Source organism: Microcella alkaliphila, assembly GCF_002355395.1.
GTDB classification, from domain to species: Bacteria; Actinomycetota; Actinomycetes; order Actinomycetales; family Microbacteriaceae; genus Microcella; species Microcella alkaliphila_A.
In genome coordinates, this window is the sequence record NZ_AP017315.1 from 1496681 (window position 1) to 1510490 (window position 13810).

16 protein-coding genes are annotated in these 13810 nt (G+C 68.0%); 7 read left to right on the forward strand and 9 right to left on the reverse strand.

Features of this window, described 5'->3' with window-relative positions:
* Positions 1–72: 72 nt before the first annotated feature.
* Positions 73–1671: an ABC-F family ATP-binding cassette domain-containing protein gene (locus CPY97_RS07305; RefSeq protein WP_096421464.1), complete on the forward strand. Its 1599-nt coding sequence runs from the start codon at positions 73–75 to the stop codon at positions 1669–1671.
* A gap of 20 nt (positions 1672–1691) precedes the next feature.
* Here the strand turns inward: CPY97_RS07305 and CPY97_RS07310 are convergent, their stop codons facing one another.
* Genes CPY97_RS07310 through CPY97_RS07320 form a run of 3 tightly spaced genes read right to left on the reverse strand, consistent with a single transcriptional unit; the run spans position 1692 to position 3063 of the window.
* A complete protein-coding gene (locus tag CPY97_RS07310; RefSeq protein WP_096421466.1) occupies positions 1692–2525 on the reverse strand; it encodes an SURF1 family protein in 834 nt (277 codons plus the stop codon).
* Complete coding sequence (locus CPY97_RS07315; protein WP_096421468.1) at positions 2522–2779, reverse strand: hypothetical protein; 258 nt, start codon at positions 2777–2779, stop codon at positions 2522–2524. Before CPY97_RS07315 ends, CPY97_RS07310 begins: the two co-directional genes overlap by 4 nt.
* Positions 2776–3063, reverse strand: coding sequence for a DUF3099 domain-containing protein (locus tag CPY97_RS07320; RefSeq protein WP_096421470.1), 288 nt, complete (start codon positions 3061–3063; stop codon positions 2776–2778). The genes CPY97_RS07315 and CPY97_RS07320 overlap by 4 nt, the downstream gene beginning before the upstream one ends.
* 47 nt (positions 3064–3110) lie before the next feature.
* Here CPY97_RS07320 and CPY97_RS07325 point away from each other — a divergent pair, with 47 nt between their 5' ends.
* Positions 3111–3821: a beta-ketoacyl-ACP reductase gene (locus CPY97_RS07325; RefSeq protein WP_096421472.1), complete on the forward strand. Its 711-nt coding sequence runs from the start codon at positions 3111–3113 to the stop codon at positions 3819–3821.
* Here the strand turns inward: CPY97_RS07325 and serB are convergent.
* Positions 3818–4456, reverse strand: coding sequence for a phosphoserine phosphatase SerB (serB, locus tag CPY97_RS07330; protein WP_096421474.1), 639 nt, complete (start codon positions 4454–4456; stop codon positions 3818–3820). The genes CPY97_RS07325 and serB overlap by 4 nt on opposite strands.
* Positions 4457–4499: 43 nt before the next feature.
* Positions 4500–5735 (reverse strand): glucose-1-phosphate adenylyltransferase, encoded by a 1236-nt coding sequence (gene glgC / locus CPY97_RS07335; RefSeq protein ID WP_096423482.1) that lies wholly within the window; start codon positions 5733–5735, stop codon positions 4500–4502.
* Positions 5736–5782: 47 nt separating this feature from the next.
* Here glgC and glgA point away from each other — a divergent pair, with 47 nt between their 5' ends.
* From glgA to CPY97_RS07350, 3 genes are all read left to right on the forward strand, one after another.
* A complete protein-coding gene (gene glgA, locus CPY97_RS07340) occupies positions 5783–6964 on the forward strand; it encodes a glycogen synthase (protein WP_096421476.1) in 1182 nt (393 codons plus the stop codon).
* A 29-nt stretch (positions 6965–6993) separates the two neighbouring features.
* Entirely contained in the window at positions 6994–7776 is a 783-nt protein-coding gene (locus CPY97_RS07345) for an ABC transporter ATP-binding protein (RefSeq protein WP_096421478.1), read from the forward strand.
* 100 nt (positions 7777–7876) lie between these two features.
* Positions 7877–8125 (forward strand): type B 50S ribosomal protein L31, encoded by a 249-nt coding sequence (locus tag CPY97_RS07350; protein WP_096421480.1) that lies wholly within the window; start codon positions 7877–7879, stop codon positions 8123–8125.
* 74 nt (positions 8126–8199) lie between these two features.
* On the opposite strand, the gene CPY97_RS07355 is transcribed toward CPY97_RS07350, so the two are convergent.
* Together CPY97_RS07355 and treS are read right to left on the reverse strand one after the other, a co-directional pair.
* The gene (locus tag CPY97_RS07355; protein WP_096421482.1) at positions 8200–8895 is read right to left on the reverse strand and encodes a 3'-5' exonuclease; all 696 of its coding nucleotides are present in this window, start codon (positions 8893–8895) and stop codon (positions 8200–8202) included.
* Between the two features lie 9 nt (positions 8896–8904).
* The gene (gene treS / locus CPY97_RS07360) at positions 8905–10656 is read right to left on the reverse strand and encodes a maltose alpha-D-glucosyltransferase (RefSeq protein WP_096421484.1); all 1752 of its coding nucleotides are present in this window, start codon (positions 10654–10656) and stop codon (positions 8905–8907) included.
* 130 nt (positions 10657–10786) lie between these two features.
* Here treS and CPY97_RS07365 point away from each other — a divergent pair, with 130 nt between their 5' ends.
* Both CPY97_RS07365 and CPY97_RS07370 read left to right on the forward strand, forming a co-directional pair.
* Positions 10787–11671, forward strand: a complete 885-nt coding sequence (locus CPY97_RS07365; RefSeq protein WP_096421486.1) for an alpha/beta fold hydrolase — start codon at positions 10787–10789, stop codon at positions 11669–11671.
* Entirely contained in the window at positions 11668–12747 is a 1080-nt protein-coding gene (locus CPY97_RS07370; protein ID WP_096421488.1) for a glycosyltransferase family 4 protein, read from the forward strand. The genes CPY97_RS07365 and CPY97_RS07370 overlap by 4 nt, the downstream gene beginning before the upstream one ends.
* 12 nt (positions 12748–12759) lie before the next feature.
* Here the strand turns inward: CPY97_RS07370 and CPY97_RS07375 are convergent, their stop codons facing one another.
* Positions 12760–13227: a hypothetical protein gene (locus CPY97_RS07375; protein WP_096421490.1), complete on the reverse strand. Its 468-nt coding sequence runs from the start codon at positions 13225–13227 to the stop codon at positions 12760–12762.
* 87 nt (positions 13228–13314) lie between these two features.
* A complete protein-coding gene (locus CPY97_RS07380; RefSeq protein WP_096421492.1) occupies positions 13315–13797 on the reverse strand; it encodes a hypothetical protein in 483 nt (160 codons plus the stop codon).
* Positions 13798–13810 lie beyond the last annotated feature (13 nt).

A 13810-nucleotide genomic window follows, 5' to 3' on the forward strand; every position in this document is an offset into this window, starting at 1 on the left:
CACCCGTAGACTATCCCGCTGGCCCCCACAGAGCGGGCCTATCGAACCCCACAAAAGAATCGGACATTCGCTGTGCTCGCTGTGCAAGACCTCGAGATCCGGGTCGGCGCACGCCTGCTGATGGAGAACGTGTCCTTCCGCGTCGCCGCCGGCGACAAGATCGGGCTGGTCGGCCGCAACGGGGCGGGCAAGACGACGCTCACCAAAGCTCTCGCGGGCGATTCGTTGCCGACCAGTGGCACCATCACCCGGGGCGGCGAGATCGGCTACCTTCCGCAGGATCCGCGCGCCGGCGACCCCGAACAGTTGGCCCGCACGCGCATCCTCGATGCACGCGGCCTCGGCACGATCGTCGCCGACATGACGACCGCGAGCGAGGACATGGCGAGCGACGACCCGGCGATCTCCGAGCGCGCCATGCGTCGCTACAGCCGTCTCACCGACCAGTTCCAGTCTCTCGGGGGCTACGCCGCCGAGGCCGAGGCCGCTGCCATCGCCAGCAACCTGGCACTTCCCGACCGCATTCTCAGCCAGCCGCTGAAGACGTTGTCCGGCGGTCAGCGTCGCCGCATTGAGCTGGCGCGCATCCTGTTTTCGGCCGCCGAGACGATGATTCTCGACGAGCCGACCAACCACCTCGATGCCGACTCGGTGGTCTGGCTGCGTGACTTCCTGAAGGCGTACTCGGGCGGCGTGATCGTCATCAGCCACGATGTTCACCTCGTCGAGGAGACCGTCAATCGTGTCTTCTATCTCGATGCCAACCGCCAGGTCATCGACATCTACAACATGGGCTGGAAGCACTACCTGCGCCAGCGCGAGGCCGACGAAGAGCGCCGCAAGAAGGAGCGCGTCAACGTCGAGAAGAAGGCGACCGCCCTGCAGCTGCAGGCGGCGCGCTTCGGTGCGAAGGCGTCGAAGGCGGCGGCCGCCCACCAGATGGTTGCGCGCGCTGAACGGATGCTCGCGGGCCTCGACGAGGTGCGCGCGGTTGATCGCGTGGCCAAGCTCCGCTTTCCGGAGCCCGCCCCGGTCGGCAAGACCCCGCTGCAGGCAAAAAACTTGTCGAAGAGCTACGGCTCGCTCGAGATCTTCACCGCCGTCGACTTGGCGGTTGACCGCGGGTCACGTGTCGTCATCCTCGGGTTGAACGGTGCCGGGAAGACGACGCTGCTGCGCATCCTCGCGGGTGTCGACAAGCCCGACACGGGCGAACTCGAACCGGGGCACGGTCTGCGGGTGGGCTACTACGCGCAGGAGCACGAGACGCTCGACGTGAACCGCAGCGTGCTCGCCAACATGATGAGCGCATCCGAGTCGATCACCGAGCGGGAGGCGCGCAGCGTCCTCGGCTCATTCCTCTTCGTCGGCGACGACGTGCAAAAGCCCGCCGGCGTGCTGTCGGGCGGCGAGAAGACCCGGTTGTCGCTCGCGATGCTCGTCGTGTCGAAGGCGAACCTGCTACTGCTCGACGAGCCCACCAACAACCTCGACCCGGCGAGCCGGGAAGAGATCCTCGGCGCACTCGCCAACTACTCGGGAGCGGTCATCCTCGTCAGTCACGACGAGGGTGCGGTGGAAGCGCTGAACCCTGAGCGCGTACTGATCATGCCCGACGGGGTCGAAGACCTCTGGACGGCCGACTACGCCGACCTGATCTCGCTCGCGTAGTCGGCCTCACACTCGCGGCGTCAGCGAGCAGCGGCGTCGAGGAGCGCGTCTTCTTCTTCGTCGTCGGTCGGCCCCGCCCGGCGACGCTTCGGGGGCGGAACGGGTTCGCCGGTCTCAGCGGCCCGCAGCACGCGCAACTCCTGCCGAATCGCCCACCCGAAACCGATGAACCCCAGAAGGGCGAAGACGTACCACTGGAAGGTGTAGCTGAGGTGCGGCCCCTCATTGATCTCGGGGCGCGCCGCGGCCAGCGGGGTCGTCGCCGGCGAGGGGGATTCATCCGCCAGCTGCAGGTACGCACCTTCCACCACGTCGTCGCCGAGATTGTCCGCGATCGTGGGCAGGTGGATCGTCGCGATCTGGCCGTCCGGCGCGCCACGACCGGGAATGGTGGGCTCGCTCGGGCGGATACGCCCGACAACGTCGACCCTGCCACTCGGGGCCGCGGGCACGACGTCGGGGGAGTCCTGGGCCGAGCCGACCGGTAGCCAGCCACGGTTCACGATCACAAGTCCGCCGTCGTCGAGTCGCAACGGCACGATGACCTCGAAGCCGGGCTGCCCCGAGCGCGGTCGTGCCCGCACGAGCAGCTGCTCGTCGAGCAGGTACTCACCACTGACGGCGACGGGCTGCCACTCATCGTCGGGGCGGAAGGAGTCTCGGTCAGGCAGTGCTTCGTCGAGCGAGACGGGCGCGGCGTCGTAGTTGTTCTCGATCCGCTCGATCGCGGCGACCGCCTCCTCGCGGCGGTTCCACTGCCAGACCCCCAAGAGTGAACAGATCACAGCGAAAACGACGGTCACGGCGAAGTAGCCGAGCCACCGCTTCGTCAACGCGATCTGCAGGATGCTCACGGGGTGTCATTCTGCCCGACCACGTCGGGCAGCTGGTCGACGACGACGCCCGCCGGGGTGATCGCGACGGGAAAACCGCGCTGGTCGACGAAGTCGTAGAGGTAGTCGCGGTGCTCGTCGCAGGCAAGCCACACCTTCACGCGGGAGACGTCGTGAATTTTCGGATTACGCCAGTTCACGGCCCAGGCCGCGTCGGCACGGCACCCGCTTCGCGAGCAGCGCAGCCCGGAGATCTCACCCGGGAGGCCGATCACGACTGGGGGCCCTGGCCCGAGAACAGAATTGACCCGGGGCGCTCGACCTGGTCGCCTCCCGTGCGGGTGACCTGGTTCGCGGCGATCACGGCGAAGTAGGGCAGGAAGACGGCGCCGAGCGCGGGAATCAGTAGCCACCAGCCGGGCGTGTAGAAGCACGCGATGATGCACACCACCCGGATTCCCATCGAGGTGGCGTACTTGATCATGCGCGATTTCCGCTCCTCGTCGGGAGCGTCACTGAGGCTCGTGATCACGCTCGTGGATGCGGCCTTCTGCTTCATCGTGAAGTGATGCTATCCCCGCTTCCCTGCTAATAGGCTTGATGGTTATGAGTACCCAGCGCACCGTTCTCGTCACCGGGGGCAACCGCGGCATCGGCCGCGCAATCGCGGAACAGTTTCTCGCCGGGGGGCACCGCGTCGCGGTGACCGCGCGGTCGGGCGAGGGTCCCGAGGGCTCGTTGACCGTCACGGCCGATGTGACCGACGCCGCATCGCTGGATGCCGCGTTCACCGAGGTGGAGGCACAGTACGGCCCCGTCGAGGTCGTTGTGGCAAACGCGGGGATCACCCGCGACACGTTGCTGCTGCGCATGAGCGAGGACGACTTCACCGACGTCATCGACACGAACCTGACGGGAGCGTTCCGCACCGTCAAGCGCGCGTCCAAGGGGATGCTGAAGGCGCGTTTCGGCCGCATCATTCTGATTTCGAGCGTGGTCGGCCTCTACGGCTCGGCCGGCCAGGTGAATTACTCGGCGTCGAAGTCGGCGCTCGTCGGTATGGCGCGCTCGCTGACCCGCGAGCTCGGCGGCCGCGGCATCACCGCCAACGTGGTCGCACCGGGATTCATCGAGACCGACATGACCGCGGCACTGCCGGAGGACCAGCAGAAGGCGTACCAGGACGCGATTCCGGCCGGACGCTTCGCGACTCCCGTCGAGGTGGCGCGCGTCGTCACCTGGCTGGCGGGCGACGACGCTGGCTACATCTCTGGAGCAGTGATCCCGGTCGATGGCGGCCTGGGCATGGGGCACTAGCCCCGCAGGCCCAGCAGGGGCAAGACGGCGCTGAGGTCGCGCTCGTCGACTGCGACGTGCGCACCCTCGCGCACGACCGGCTTCGCGCAGAACGCGACCGACAGTTGTGCGGCACGCATCATCGCCAGGTCGTTCGCGCCGTCACCGACCGCGATCGTGCGCGCGAGCGGCACGCCGAATCGGTGGGCCCACTCGCGGAGCGCGGCGGCCTTGGCGTCCGCGTCGATGACGGGTCCGGTCGTGCGGCCGGTGAGGCGCGCATCCGCGACCTCCAAGCGGTTCGCGCGGTGAGCATCCAGACCGAGAGCGTCGGCGATCGGGTCGAGTAGTTCGTGAAAGCCGCCCGAGACGACCGCGATCACTCCGTCGGCCGCGTGCACCCCGTCGACGAGCTCGCGCGCACCGGCGGTCAGCGAGATGCGGGATGCGGCGCTCGCGAGGCGTTCGACGGGCAGGCCGGCGAGGGTCGACACCCGTTTCGCGAGACTGTCGGCAAAGTCGAGCTCCCCGGCCATCGCCCGCTCCGTGATGCGCGCCACCTCGACGCCGCAGCCGGCCTCGTCGGCGATGAGTTCGATCGCCTCCTCGTTGATGAGCGTGGAGTCCACATCGAGCACCACGAGAAACCGCGCCACGCTCGCCTCCCTTTCCTTGCGCCCGCGCGGGCGCGGGCGGGCACTACGCGACGGTTTGGCCCTTGCCGACCACCACGATTCCGGTTTCGGTCACCGTGAACCCTCGGGCTCGGTCGGCGGCGTGATCGACGCCCACCTGCGCTCCGGGGGCGACGACGACCTCCTTGTCGAGAATAGCCCGCTCCACGACCGCCCCCGCGCCGATCTGAGCCTTCTCGAACACGATGGAGTCAACGATGCGGGCGGACTCCGCGATGACCCCCGAACCGAGCACGCTGCGTTCGATGTGGCTACCGGAGAGCACCGAGCCAAGCGAGACGATCGAGTCGATGACGGAACCGACTTCGCCTTTCGCATCGCGCACAAACTTGGCGGGTGGCAGGTTCAGTTGCTGCGTAAAGATCGGCCACTCGGCGTTGTACAGGTTGAAGACGGGCAGGGCCGAGATGAGGTCTTGGTGGGCGTCGAAAAACGACTCAATGGTTCCGACGTCGCGCCAGTAGTACTTGTCGCGGTCGGTCGAGCCGGGCACATCGTTGCGGTTCAGATCGTAGACGTACGCCTCACCGCGGTCGACGAAGGCGGGAACGATGTCGCCGCCCATGTCGTGCTTCGAATTCTCGATGTCCGCGTCGCGCGTCACCGCGTCGATCAGCACGTCGGCGTCGAACACGTAGTTGCCCATGGACGCGAGAATTTCGTGTGGCGAGTCGGGCAACCCGAGAGCGTCGGTCGGCTTCTCGCGGAACGCCGCGATGCGCTGCGGGTTCGCGGGGTCGGTCTCGATGACGCCGAACTGGTCGGCCAGGCTGATCGGCTGGCGAATTCCGGCCACCGTGGCCCCGGCCCCGTTCTCGATGTGCGCGTCGATCATCTGCCGGAAGTCCATGCGATAGACGTGATCGGCGCCGACCACGACGACGATGTCGGGCTTTTCATCGCGAATCAGATTGAGGCTCTGGAAGATCGCGTCCGCCGAACCGGAAAACCAGCGCTTGCCGACGCGCTGCTGAGCAGGAACCGACGCCACGTAGGCGTTCAGCATGCCGCTGAGGCGCCACGTCTGCGACACGTGACGGTCGAGCGAGTGGCTCTTGTACTGCGTGAGAACGACCACCTGGCGAAGCCCCGAATTGATCAGGTTCGACAGGGCGAAATCGATCAGGCGGTAGCCGCCCGCAAACGGCACCGCGGGCTTCGCCCGGTCGACGGTGAGGGGCATGAGGCGCTTCCCTTCGCCGCCAGCGAGCACGATGCCGAAGATCTTGGGAGAGGCCATGACACCCACAGTAGGCGAGGGGTGAGCGCCGTACTAGGGTCATCCGCATGCGCGTCGACGTCATTTCTCGTGAGTATCCGCCGGAGGTCTACGGAGGGGCCGGTGTGCACGTCGCCGAGTTGGTGCGCGCGCTACGGCAGCGCCTCGATGTGCGGGTGCGCTGCTTCGGTCAGCCCCGGCAGGAGGCTGACACGCACGCCTACCTCGTGCCCGGTGCGCTGTCGAGCGCGAACCCGGCGCTCGCGACCCTCGGCGTTGACTTAGCGATTGCCGAAGACGTCGACGGCGCCGATCTCGTGCACTCGCACACCTGGTACGCGAACGCCGCCGGCCACCTCGCCCAATTGCTGCACGACGTGCCTCACGTCGTCACGGCCCACAGCCTTGAACCGCTGCGACCGTGGAAGGCCGAGCAGCTCGGCGGCGGCTACCGCGTCTCGCGCTGGATCGAGAAGACCGCTTTCGAGTCGGCTAACGCCGTCATCGCCGTGAGCGATGGCATGCGCCGCGACATTCTGCGCTGCTACCCCGAGCTTGACGAGCAGAAGGTCACGACCATCCACAACGGCATCGACCTGGAGCGCTGGCAGCGCACGATCGATCACGAGGCCGTGCGCGGTCTCGGCATCGATCCCGACCGCCCCACCGTGGCGTTCGTCGGTCGAATCACCCGCCAGAAGGGCCTGCCGTACCTGCTCGAGGCTGCCCGCCGCTTGCCGAAGGACGTGCAGCTCGTGCTGTGTGCCGGCGCGCCGGACACGCCCGAGATTCTCCGCGAGGTGCAGAACGGGGTGGCCGCGCTACAGACGGAACGCACGGGTGTCGTCTGGATCGAGCGGATGCTCGCCCCACGGGAACTCGCGGCCGTGCTGTCGCACGCCACCGCGTTCGTGTGCCCGAGTGTGTACGAGCCGCTCGGCATCGTGAACCTCGAGGCGATGGCCTGCGGCGTGGCGGTCGTCGGCACCGACACCGGCGGTATCCCCGAAGTGGTCGAAGACGGCGTCACGGGTCGCCTCGTGCCGATCGACCAGGTGAACGACGGAACCGGCACGCCGCTCGATCCGGAGCGATTCGTGAGCGACCTGGCGCGCATCCTCGAGGAGGTCGTCATGGACGAGCCCCGAGCGCACGCGATGGGGGAGGCGGGCAGGCGCCGCGCCGAGGAAATGTTCTCGTGGGATCGCATCGCGGAACGCACCGACGCGCTCTACCGCAGCCTCGTCTGACCGCGACGGTGCCCTAGGCTGGAGGCACCATGGCGCGCGTTCTCGACTTCGACGATGTTTCTCTGACGCGGGGCGACACCCGCATCCTCGACGGCGTTTTCTGGCAGGTCGAGGACGATCAGCGCTGGGTCGTACTCGGGCCGAACGGCGCCGGGAAGACCACGCTCTTGCAGCTCGCGGCCTCGCACCTGCACCCCTCGAATGGTCACGTCCGCGTGCTCGACGAGGAGTTGGGACACAGCGACGTGCGCGAATTGCGCCCCCGTATCGGCTTTGCCTCCACGGCGCTTGCGCGCCAGCTGCCCGCCGACGAGCGGGTCCTCGACGTCGTCATGACGGCCGCCCACTCGGTCACCGGCCGCTGGAATGAAGAGTACGAAGAGGTCGACGAGCGGCGCGCCCGCCGCGTCTTGCGCGAGTGGAAGCTTGAGGAATTCGCCGAGCGCACCTTCGGCACGCTGAGCGATGGCGAGCAGAAGCGCGTGCAGATCGCCCGGTCGATCATGACCGACCCCGAGCTGCTCCTGCTGGACGAGCCGGCAGCGAGCCTTGACCTCGGAGCTCGTGAAGAGCTGGTGCAGCTGCTCGGCGCGTACGCCTCCGAGCCGAGTTCGCCCGCGATGGTGATGGTGACCCACCACGTGGAGGAGATTCCCGCCGGCTTCACCCACGCGCTGCTGCTCGCCCATGGCCGAGTCGTCGCAGCAGGCATGCTCGAGGAGGTCCTCACGAGTGATCGACTCAGTGAGGCATTTGGCGTCGGGTTGAACGTGTGGCGGGACGGCGACCGCTTCGTGGCACGCGCCTCCTGATCGTTTTCGCTCTGCTAGACTCGTGTGTCGGCCCAACGGCCGTATCCGCGTGCCCCGAATCCGGGGAAATCCACCTCCGACACATCTCAAGGACCAACGAATGAAGGCTGACATCCACCCCGACTACGCGCCCGTGGTGTTCCGCGACCTGGCGTCGGGCGAGACCTACCTCACCCGTTCGACGGTCACGAGCGACAAGACGATCGAGCTCGACGGCGTGACCTACCCCGTCATCGACGTCGAAATCTCGGCCGCCTCGCACCCGTTCTACACGGGCAAGCAGCGCATCATGGACTCGGCCGGCCGCGTCGAGAAGTTCAACAAGCGCTTCAAGAATTTCGGCGGCTAAGCCCCGATTCTTCCCGCGAGTGGCCCCGCTTCGGCGGGGCCACTCGTCGTTACCGGACGGATGCGCGAAAAGCGCTACGACGAGTGCCGCAGCGGCCAGCCGCGATCGGCGGTGAAATTCTGGTCTTTGGATGCGCGCATCCACGATTCGAAGCTGTCGGCCTGTTGTTGGTGCCACACGGCCTGCTGCGCGTGCAGTTCGGCGAGCGTACCCGGCAGATCGTCGGCCCACCGCTCGATGAGCGCGCGGGCGACGTGGCCCGCGGCGATTGCGTCGACGCTCGCGTCGTGTGCGCCGTCGAGGGTGACGCCATAGTGGGCGCTGACGGCCTCCAGCGTGCGTTTGCCTTTGCGGTATCGGTCGACGGCCTTGTCAATGACGAGCGGGTCGATGACGAGCGGCGGTGACACGAACGGCCCGGCGTGATGCCGCTTCGCTTCGTGTCTCAACAGGGTCAGGTCGTACGGCGCGTTGTAGACCACGAGCGGGAGACCGTCGGCTGCGCGTGCGGCGAGTTCGTCGACGATTTCGCGCACGACGAGGCTGGCTGAGCGCCCTTCCGCCCGAGCGCGCTCGGTGGTCACACCGTGAATCGCCGCAGCGCCCGCGGGAATCTCTACCCCCGGGTCGGCAAGCCACGAGCGGCTCGAGATGAGCGCGCCGTCGGCGCTCAGGACGCCGACGAACGCCGTGACGATGCGGGCCGTCGTCACGTCGACGCCGGTCGTCTCGAGGTCGAAGACGGCGAGTGCCGGGGCAGAAATGCTCATGGGCGCAGGCTACGCCTGGCCACCGACACCGACACCGACACCGGCAGCCCCAGCCACGGGGCGCTCGATGTGCAGCCAGAAGAAGCTCTGGGTGCCGAGCGTCAGCGTGACCGTGCCGTCGGCGTCGACCGTCGGGAACTTTGCACCGCCGAACAGGTCGAACAGCTCGGCATTCGCGTCGGGCGAACCGAGATCGATCGTCGCCGAGGTGGGGTTGTGCGCGAACGAGAACACACACAGCACGCGCTCGGGGCGATCGCCCATTGGCGAGCCAGAGCCCTCGTACTCGCGCACGAAGGCGAGCACCGACTCGTTGTTGGTCTCGAGCACGCGGATCGTGCCGAGGCCGAACGCCGGGTGGGCCTTGCGCACGTGAATGACGTTGCGCACCCAGTGCAGCAGCGAGCGGGGCTGCGCGAGCTGGGTCTCGACGTTGACTTGGTTGTAGTGGAAGACCAGCGACTGCACGACGGGAAGGTAGAGCTTTCCGGGGTCTGCGTGCGAGAAGCCCGAGTTGCGATCGGGGGTCCACTGCATGGGCGTGCGCGAGCTGTCGCGGTCGGGCAACCAAATGTTGTCGCCCATGCCGATCTCGTCGCCGTAGTAGAGGAACGGGCTGCCGTTCAGGCTGAACAGCAGCGCGTGGGCGAGTTCGAGCTCGGCGCGCGAGTTGTCGAGCAGCGGCGCGAGACGGCGACGAATACCGATGTTGGCGCGCATCCGCGGGTCGTAGGCGTACCAGCCGTACATCGCCTGGCGGTATTCCTCGCTGACCATCTCGAGCGTGAGCTCGTCGTGGTTGCGCAGGAAGACGCCCCAGGCAGAGCCTTCCGGCGCGTTCGTCTCTTCCGAGAGTTGGCGCTGCAACTCGGTGGCCTGCTGACTGCGCAGCGCGTAGAAGATGCGGGGCATGACGGGGAAGTCGAAGGCCATGTGGCACTCAGGCTCGTCGTCGGTGCCGAAAAACTCAACGACCTCGTGCGGCCACTGGTTCGCCTCGGCGATCAGCACCCGACCCGGGTACTCGGTGTCGACCATCTGGCGCAGCCTTTTGATGAAGGCGTGCGTCTCGGGCTCGCTCTCGCCCGTGCCGCCGTCGGATTCGTAGAGGTACGGAATCGCGTCGAGGCGGAAACCGTCGACCCCGAGGTCGGCCCAGAACCGCACGACGTCGAAGATCTCGTCGTGCACCTTCGGGTTTTCGAAGTTCAGGTCGGGCTGGTGCGAGAAGAAACGGTGCCAGTAGAACTGCCGGCGCTCGGAATCAAATGCCCAGTTCGACTCTTCGGTGTCGACGAAGATGATGCGTACGTCTTCGTACTTCTCGTCGGTGTCGCTCCAGACGTAGTAGTCGCCGTACGGGCCCTCGGGGTCGCTGCGCGAGGCCTGGAACCACGGGTGCTGGTCGGAGGTGTGGTTGATCACGAGGTCGATGACGATGCGCATGTTGCGCTCGTGTGCCTTCGTCACAAGCTCGCGGAACTCGTCGATCGTGCCGAACTCGGGCAGGATCGCGCGGTAGTCGCTGACGTCGTAGCCGCCATCGCGCAGCGGCGACTGGAAGAACGGCGGCAACCACAGCGCGTCGACACCCAACCACTGCAGGTAGTCGAGCTTCGAGATCAGGCCGGCAAGGTCACCCGTGCCGTCGCCGTTCGAGTCAACGAACGAGCGCACCATCACCTCATAGAAGACGCTGCGGCGGTGCCACTGCGGGTCGAGGGTGAGCCCGGGAAGGGTGATGGGTGCGGTGAAGTTCACAGCGCTCCTAGACAAACGGCGGGGTGGGTCAACACCCCACTGTAGACGGCACCTCGAACCGTTTCGAGCGCGCGGGGCCGCCGTTTCACGAGCCGTTCTCGGCAGTGCCCGCGCCATAGACTGGGCCGCGATGTCGACCCCAGCCCCGCACGCCGCGCTGCTCGCCGCCGTTCCACGCCGCGAGCGAGCCGTTGAGGTGCTCGGCGCCCACACCCACCTTGTCGAATACGGTCCGGAGGATGCGGCGACCACCCTCGTCGTCGTGCACGGTTTCCGCGGCGACCATCACGGGCTGGAACCGGTGGTGGCGCGCCTTCCGCAGCTGCGCATCCTCGCCCCCGATCTGCCCGGATTCGGGCAGTCGGCGCCGTTCCTCGACCGCGCACACGACATCGACGGCTACGCAGCGTGGCTGGCCGCCTTCCTCGAGGCCGAGGGTCTCACCGGCCGCGCCGTGCTGCTCGGGCACTCGTTTGGCACGATCGTCGTGAGCGCTGCGGTGGCGGCGGGCACCCCGACACCCGCCGTGGTGCTCGTGAACCCGATCGGCGCCCCGGCGCTGTCGGGCCCGCGCGGCCTGCTCACCCGCGGAGCGGTCGCGTTCTACCGACTCGGCGCCGTGCTGCCCGAGAAGCCGGGTTTCGCCGTGCTGCGCAGCCGCCTCATCACCCGCGTCATGAGCGTCACCATGGCGAAGACCCGCGATAAGGGCCTGCGCCGCTGGATCCACGCCGAGCACGACCGCTACTTCTCGGGGTTCGCGAACCGCGACATGCTGCTGGAAGCGTTCCGCGCATCCGTGTCGCACGACGTGTCTGAGTTCGCCGAGCGCGTCACTCCGCGCACGCTGCTGGTGGCGGCACGCCGCGACGACATCACGCCGATCGAGGTGCAGCGGCGCCTCGTGACGCGATTCCCGGATGCGCGTCTCGTCGAGGTCGCGGACGTCGGGCACCTGATTCACTACGAAAAGCCGGCCGAGGCGGCCGCCGCGATCGCGGAGTTTCTCGCGTGAGGGTCGCCGTCGACTGCCGCTACACCCGGCTCGAACGGCACGACGGCATCAGCCGCTTCACGGCGTCCCTGACGGCCGCGCTGGCCCGGCGCCTCGGGCCCGACGACGAGCTCGTGATGCTCGTGAGCGACGAGCGTCAGCTGACGATGCTGCCCGAACTGCCGCACACACTCATCTCGAGCCCGACGAGCGCGCGCGAACCCCTGGTCGCCCTGCAGGTCAACCGGCTCGCCCCCGATGTCGTGTTCAGCCCCATGCAGACGATGGGCGCGTTCGGCCGCCGCTACCCGCTCGCACTCACCGTGCACGACCTCATCTACTACACGCACCGCACGCCGCCGCGCGATCTGCCCGCGCCCGTGCGCCTGCTCTGGCGGCTCTACCACCTCGCGTGGTGGCCGCAGCGGCTGCTGCTCAATCGGGCGGATGCGGTGGTCACGGTCTCCGAGACCACGCGCGCCCTCATCGCGCGGCACCGGCTGACGCGGCGCCCCGTCACGGTCGTGCCGAACGCGGCCGATGCTGTGCCTGCGCGGGAACGCACGCGGCCGGACGGCGTCGAGCTCGTCTACATGGGCTCATTCATGCCGTACAAGGGGGTCGACACGCTCGTGGCGGCGCTGCATCACCTGCCGGGCGCGCGCCTGCACCTGCTGAGCCGCATCCCTGCCGCCGAACGCGATCGGCTCACCGCCGCGGCGCCCGCCGGCTCGCTCGTGGTGCACGACGGAGTCGATGACACGGAGTACGCTGCCCTTCTCGACCGGGCCACTGCGCTCGTGCACGCCTCGCGCGAGGAGGGCTTCGGCATTCCGCTCGTCGAGGCGATGGGGCGCGGAACGCCGATCGTGGTCGCCGACACGGCGATCTTCCGCGAGATCGGCGGCCAGACCGCCCTGTACTTTCCGGTCGACGACGCCGAGGAGCTGGCCGCAGCCGTACGCCGGCTGACCCAGCCGGGGGAGTGGGAGAGACGCAGCGCCGCTGCTCCCCCCGAGGCGGCGCGCTTCGACTGGGATGCGAGTGCGGCCGTGCTCGAAAAGCTTCTGCGAGAAATGGCTGCGTCGCGCCGCTAGCGGCCGCGATGACTACGACGAGGGGTCGACGGCGTCGAGCACGATGATCGCGTCTTCGCCGGTCAGGCAGAAACCCGCGGTCGCGGCCCAATAGCCGTCCGGTCCTTCAATGGCGAAGAGGTCGTCTATCGGCATGAGCGTTGCCGGGCCCGCGACGGGGTCTCCCGACTCGATCTGCTCGCCGTCGGGCGTGATGACGACATCGCCCTCCATGCGGAAGCCCGCGGGCCAGATCACGAAGCGATCGCGGCCCGCCGCGCTCAGGCGAAAGCACCCCTCGTCGCCGACGATGAGGCGCGCGTCAACGTCGATCGCATCGCCGGTGTACGACTCGCCGGGCAACTGAACGGGGAGGCCGGGCCCGCCGAGCGTGTCGTCCGCGGCGACCGTGGAGCAGGCGGCGAGGTGCGGGGCAATCAGGGCGAGGGCGACGAGTGTCCCCGCGCGAGCCACGGTGCGACGTGCGGTGGTGCGGGCCATGGCTGACTGTACTGCGCTACGCCCGCGGTCTGCGAGTAGACGCCGCCGCTACGCCCAGCTATGTCACGACTAGCTCCGGTTACTCCGCTAAGACCTCGGGTCGCCGTCGTCGCCGTTGCCGTTGCCGTCGTCGTTGTTCTCGCCGGCACCGTCGGTCCGTGCATCCGTCGGCTGGAGCGGCAGGATGCGCGGGAAGATGACGAGCAGCACGAGGCCGACGAGGGTTGCCACCACCGCGCCGCTGGGGTGCTCGAAGAACACGGAGTACATCGCCGCGAGCGCGATGACGACGGAGACTGAGCCGAGGATGTGCGCCAGCGGGCGCGGTGCGCCCAGTACGACGGCGGCACGGACAAGAACATCGTCCAGAACGGAGACAACGTACAGTGCGGGGAAGATCCACCGGAAGTGCAGGAGCGCCCAGCCTGAGCTGATGCGCAGGTCGCCCGTGCCCGGCGCGAGCGCCGTCACGACGACTCCCGCGAGCAGCGGCAGAGAGACGAAGGCGATCGCGCCGACGAGAAGCAGCGGCACGACGACCCAACCAACGCGGCGATCCTGCGGGATCATGGCGGACGCGCGG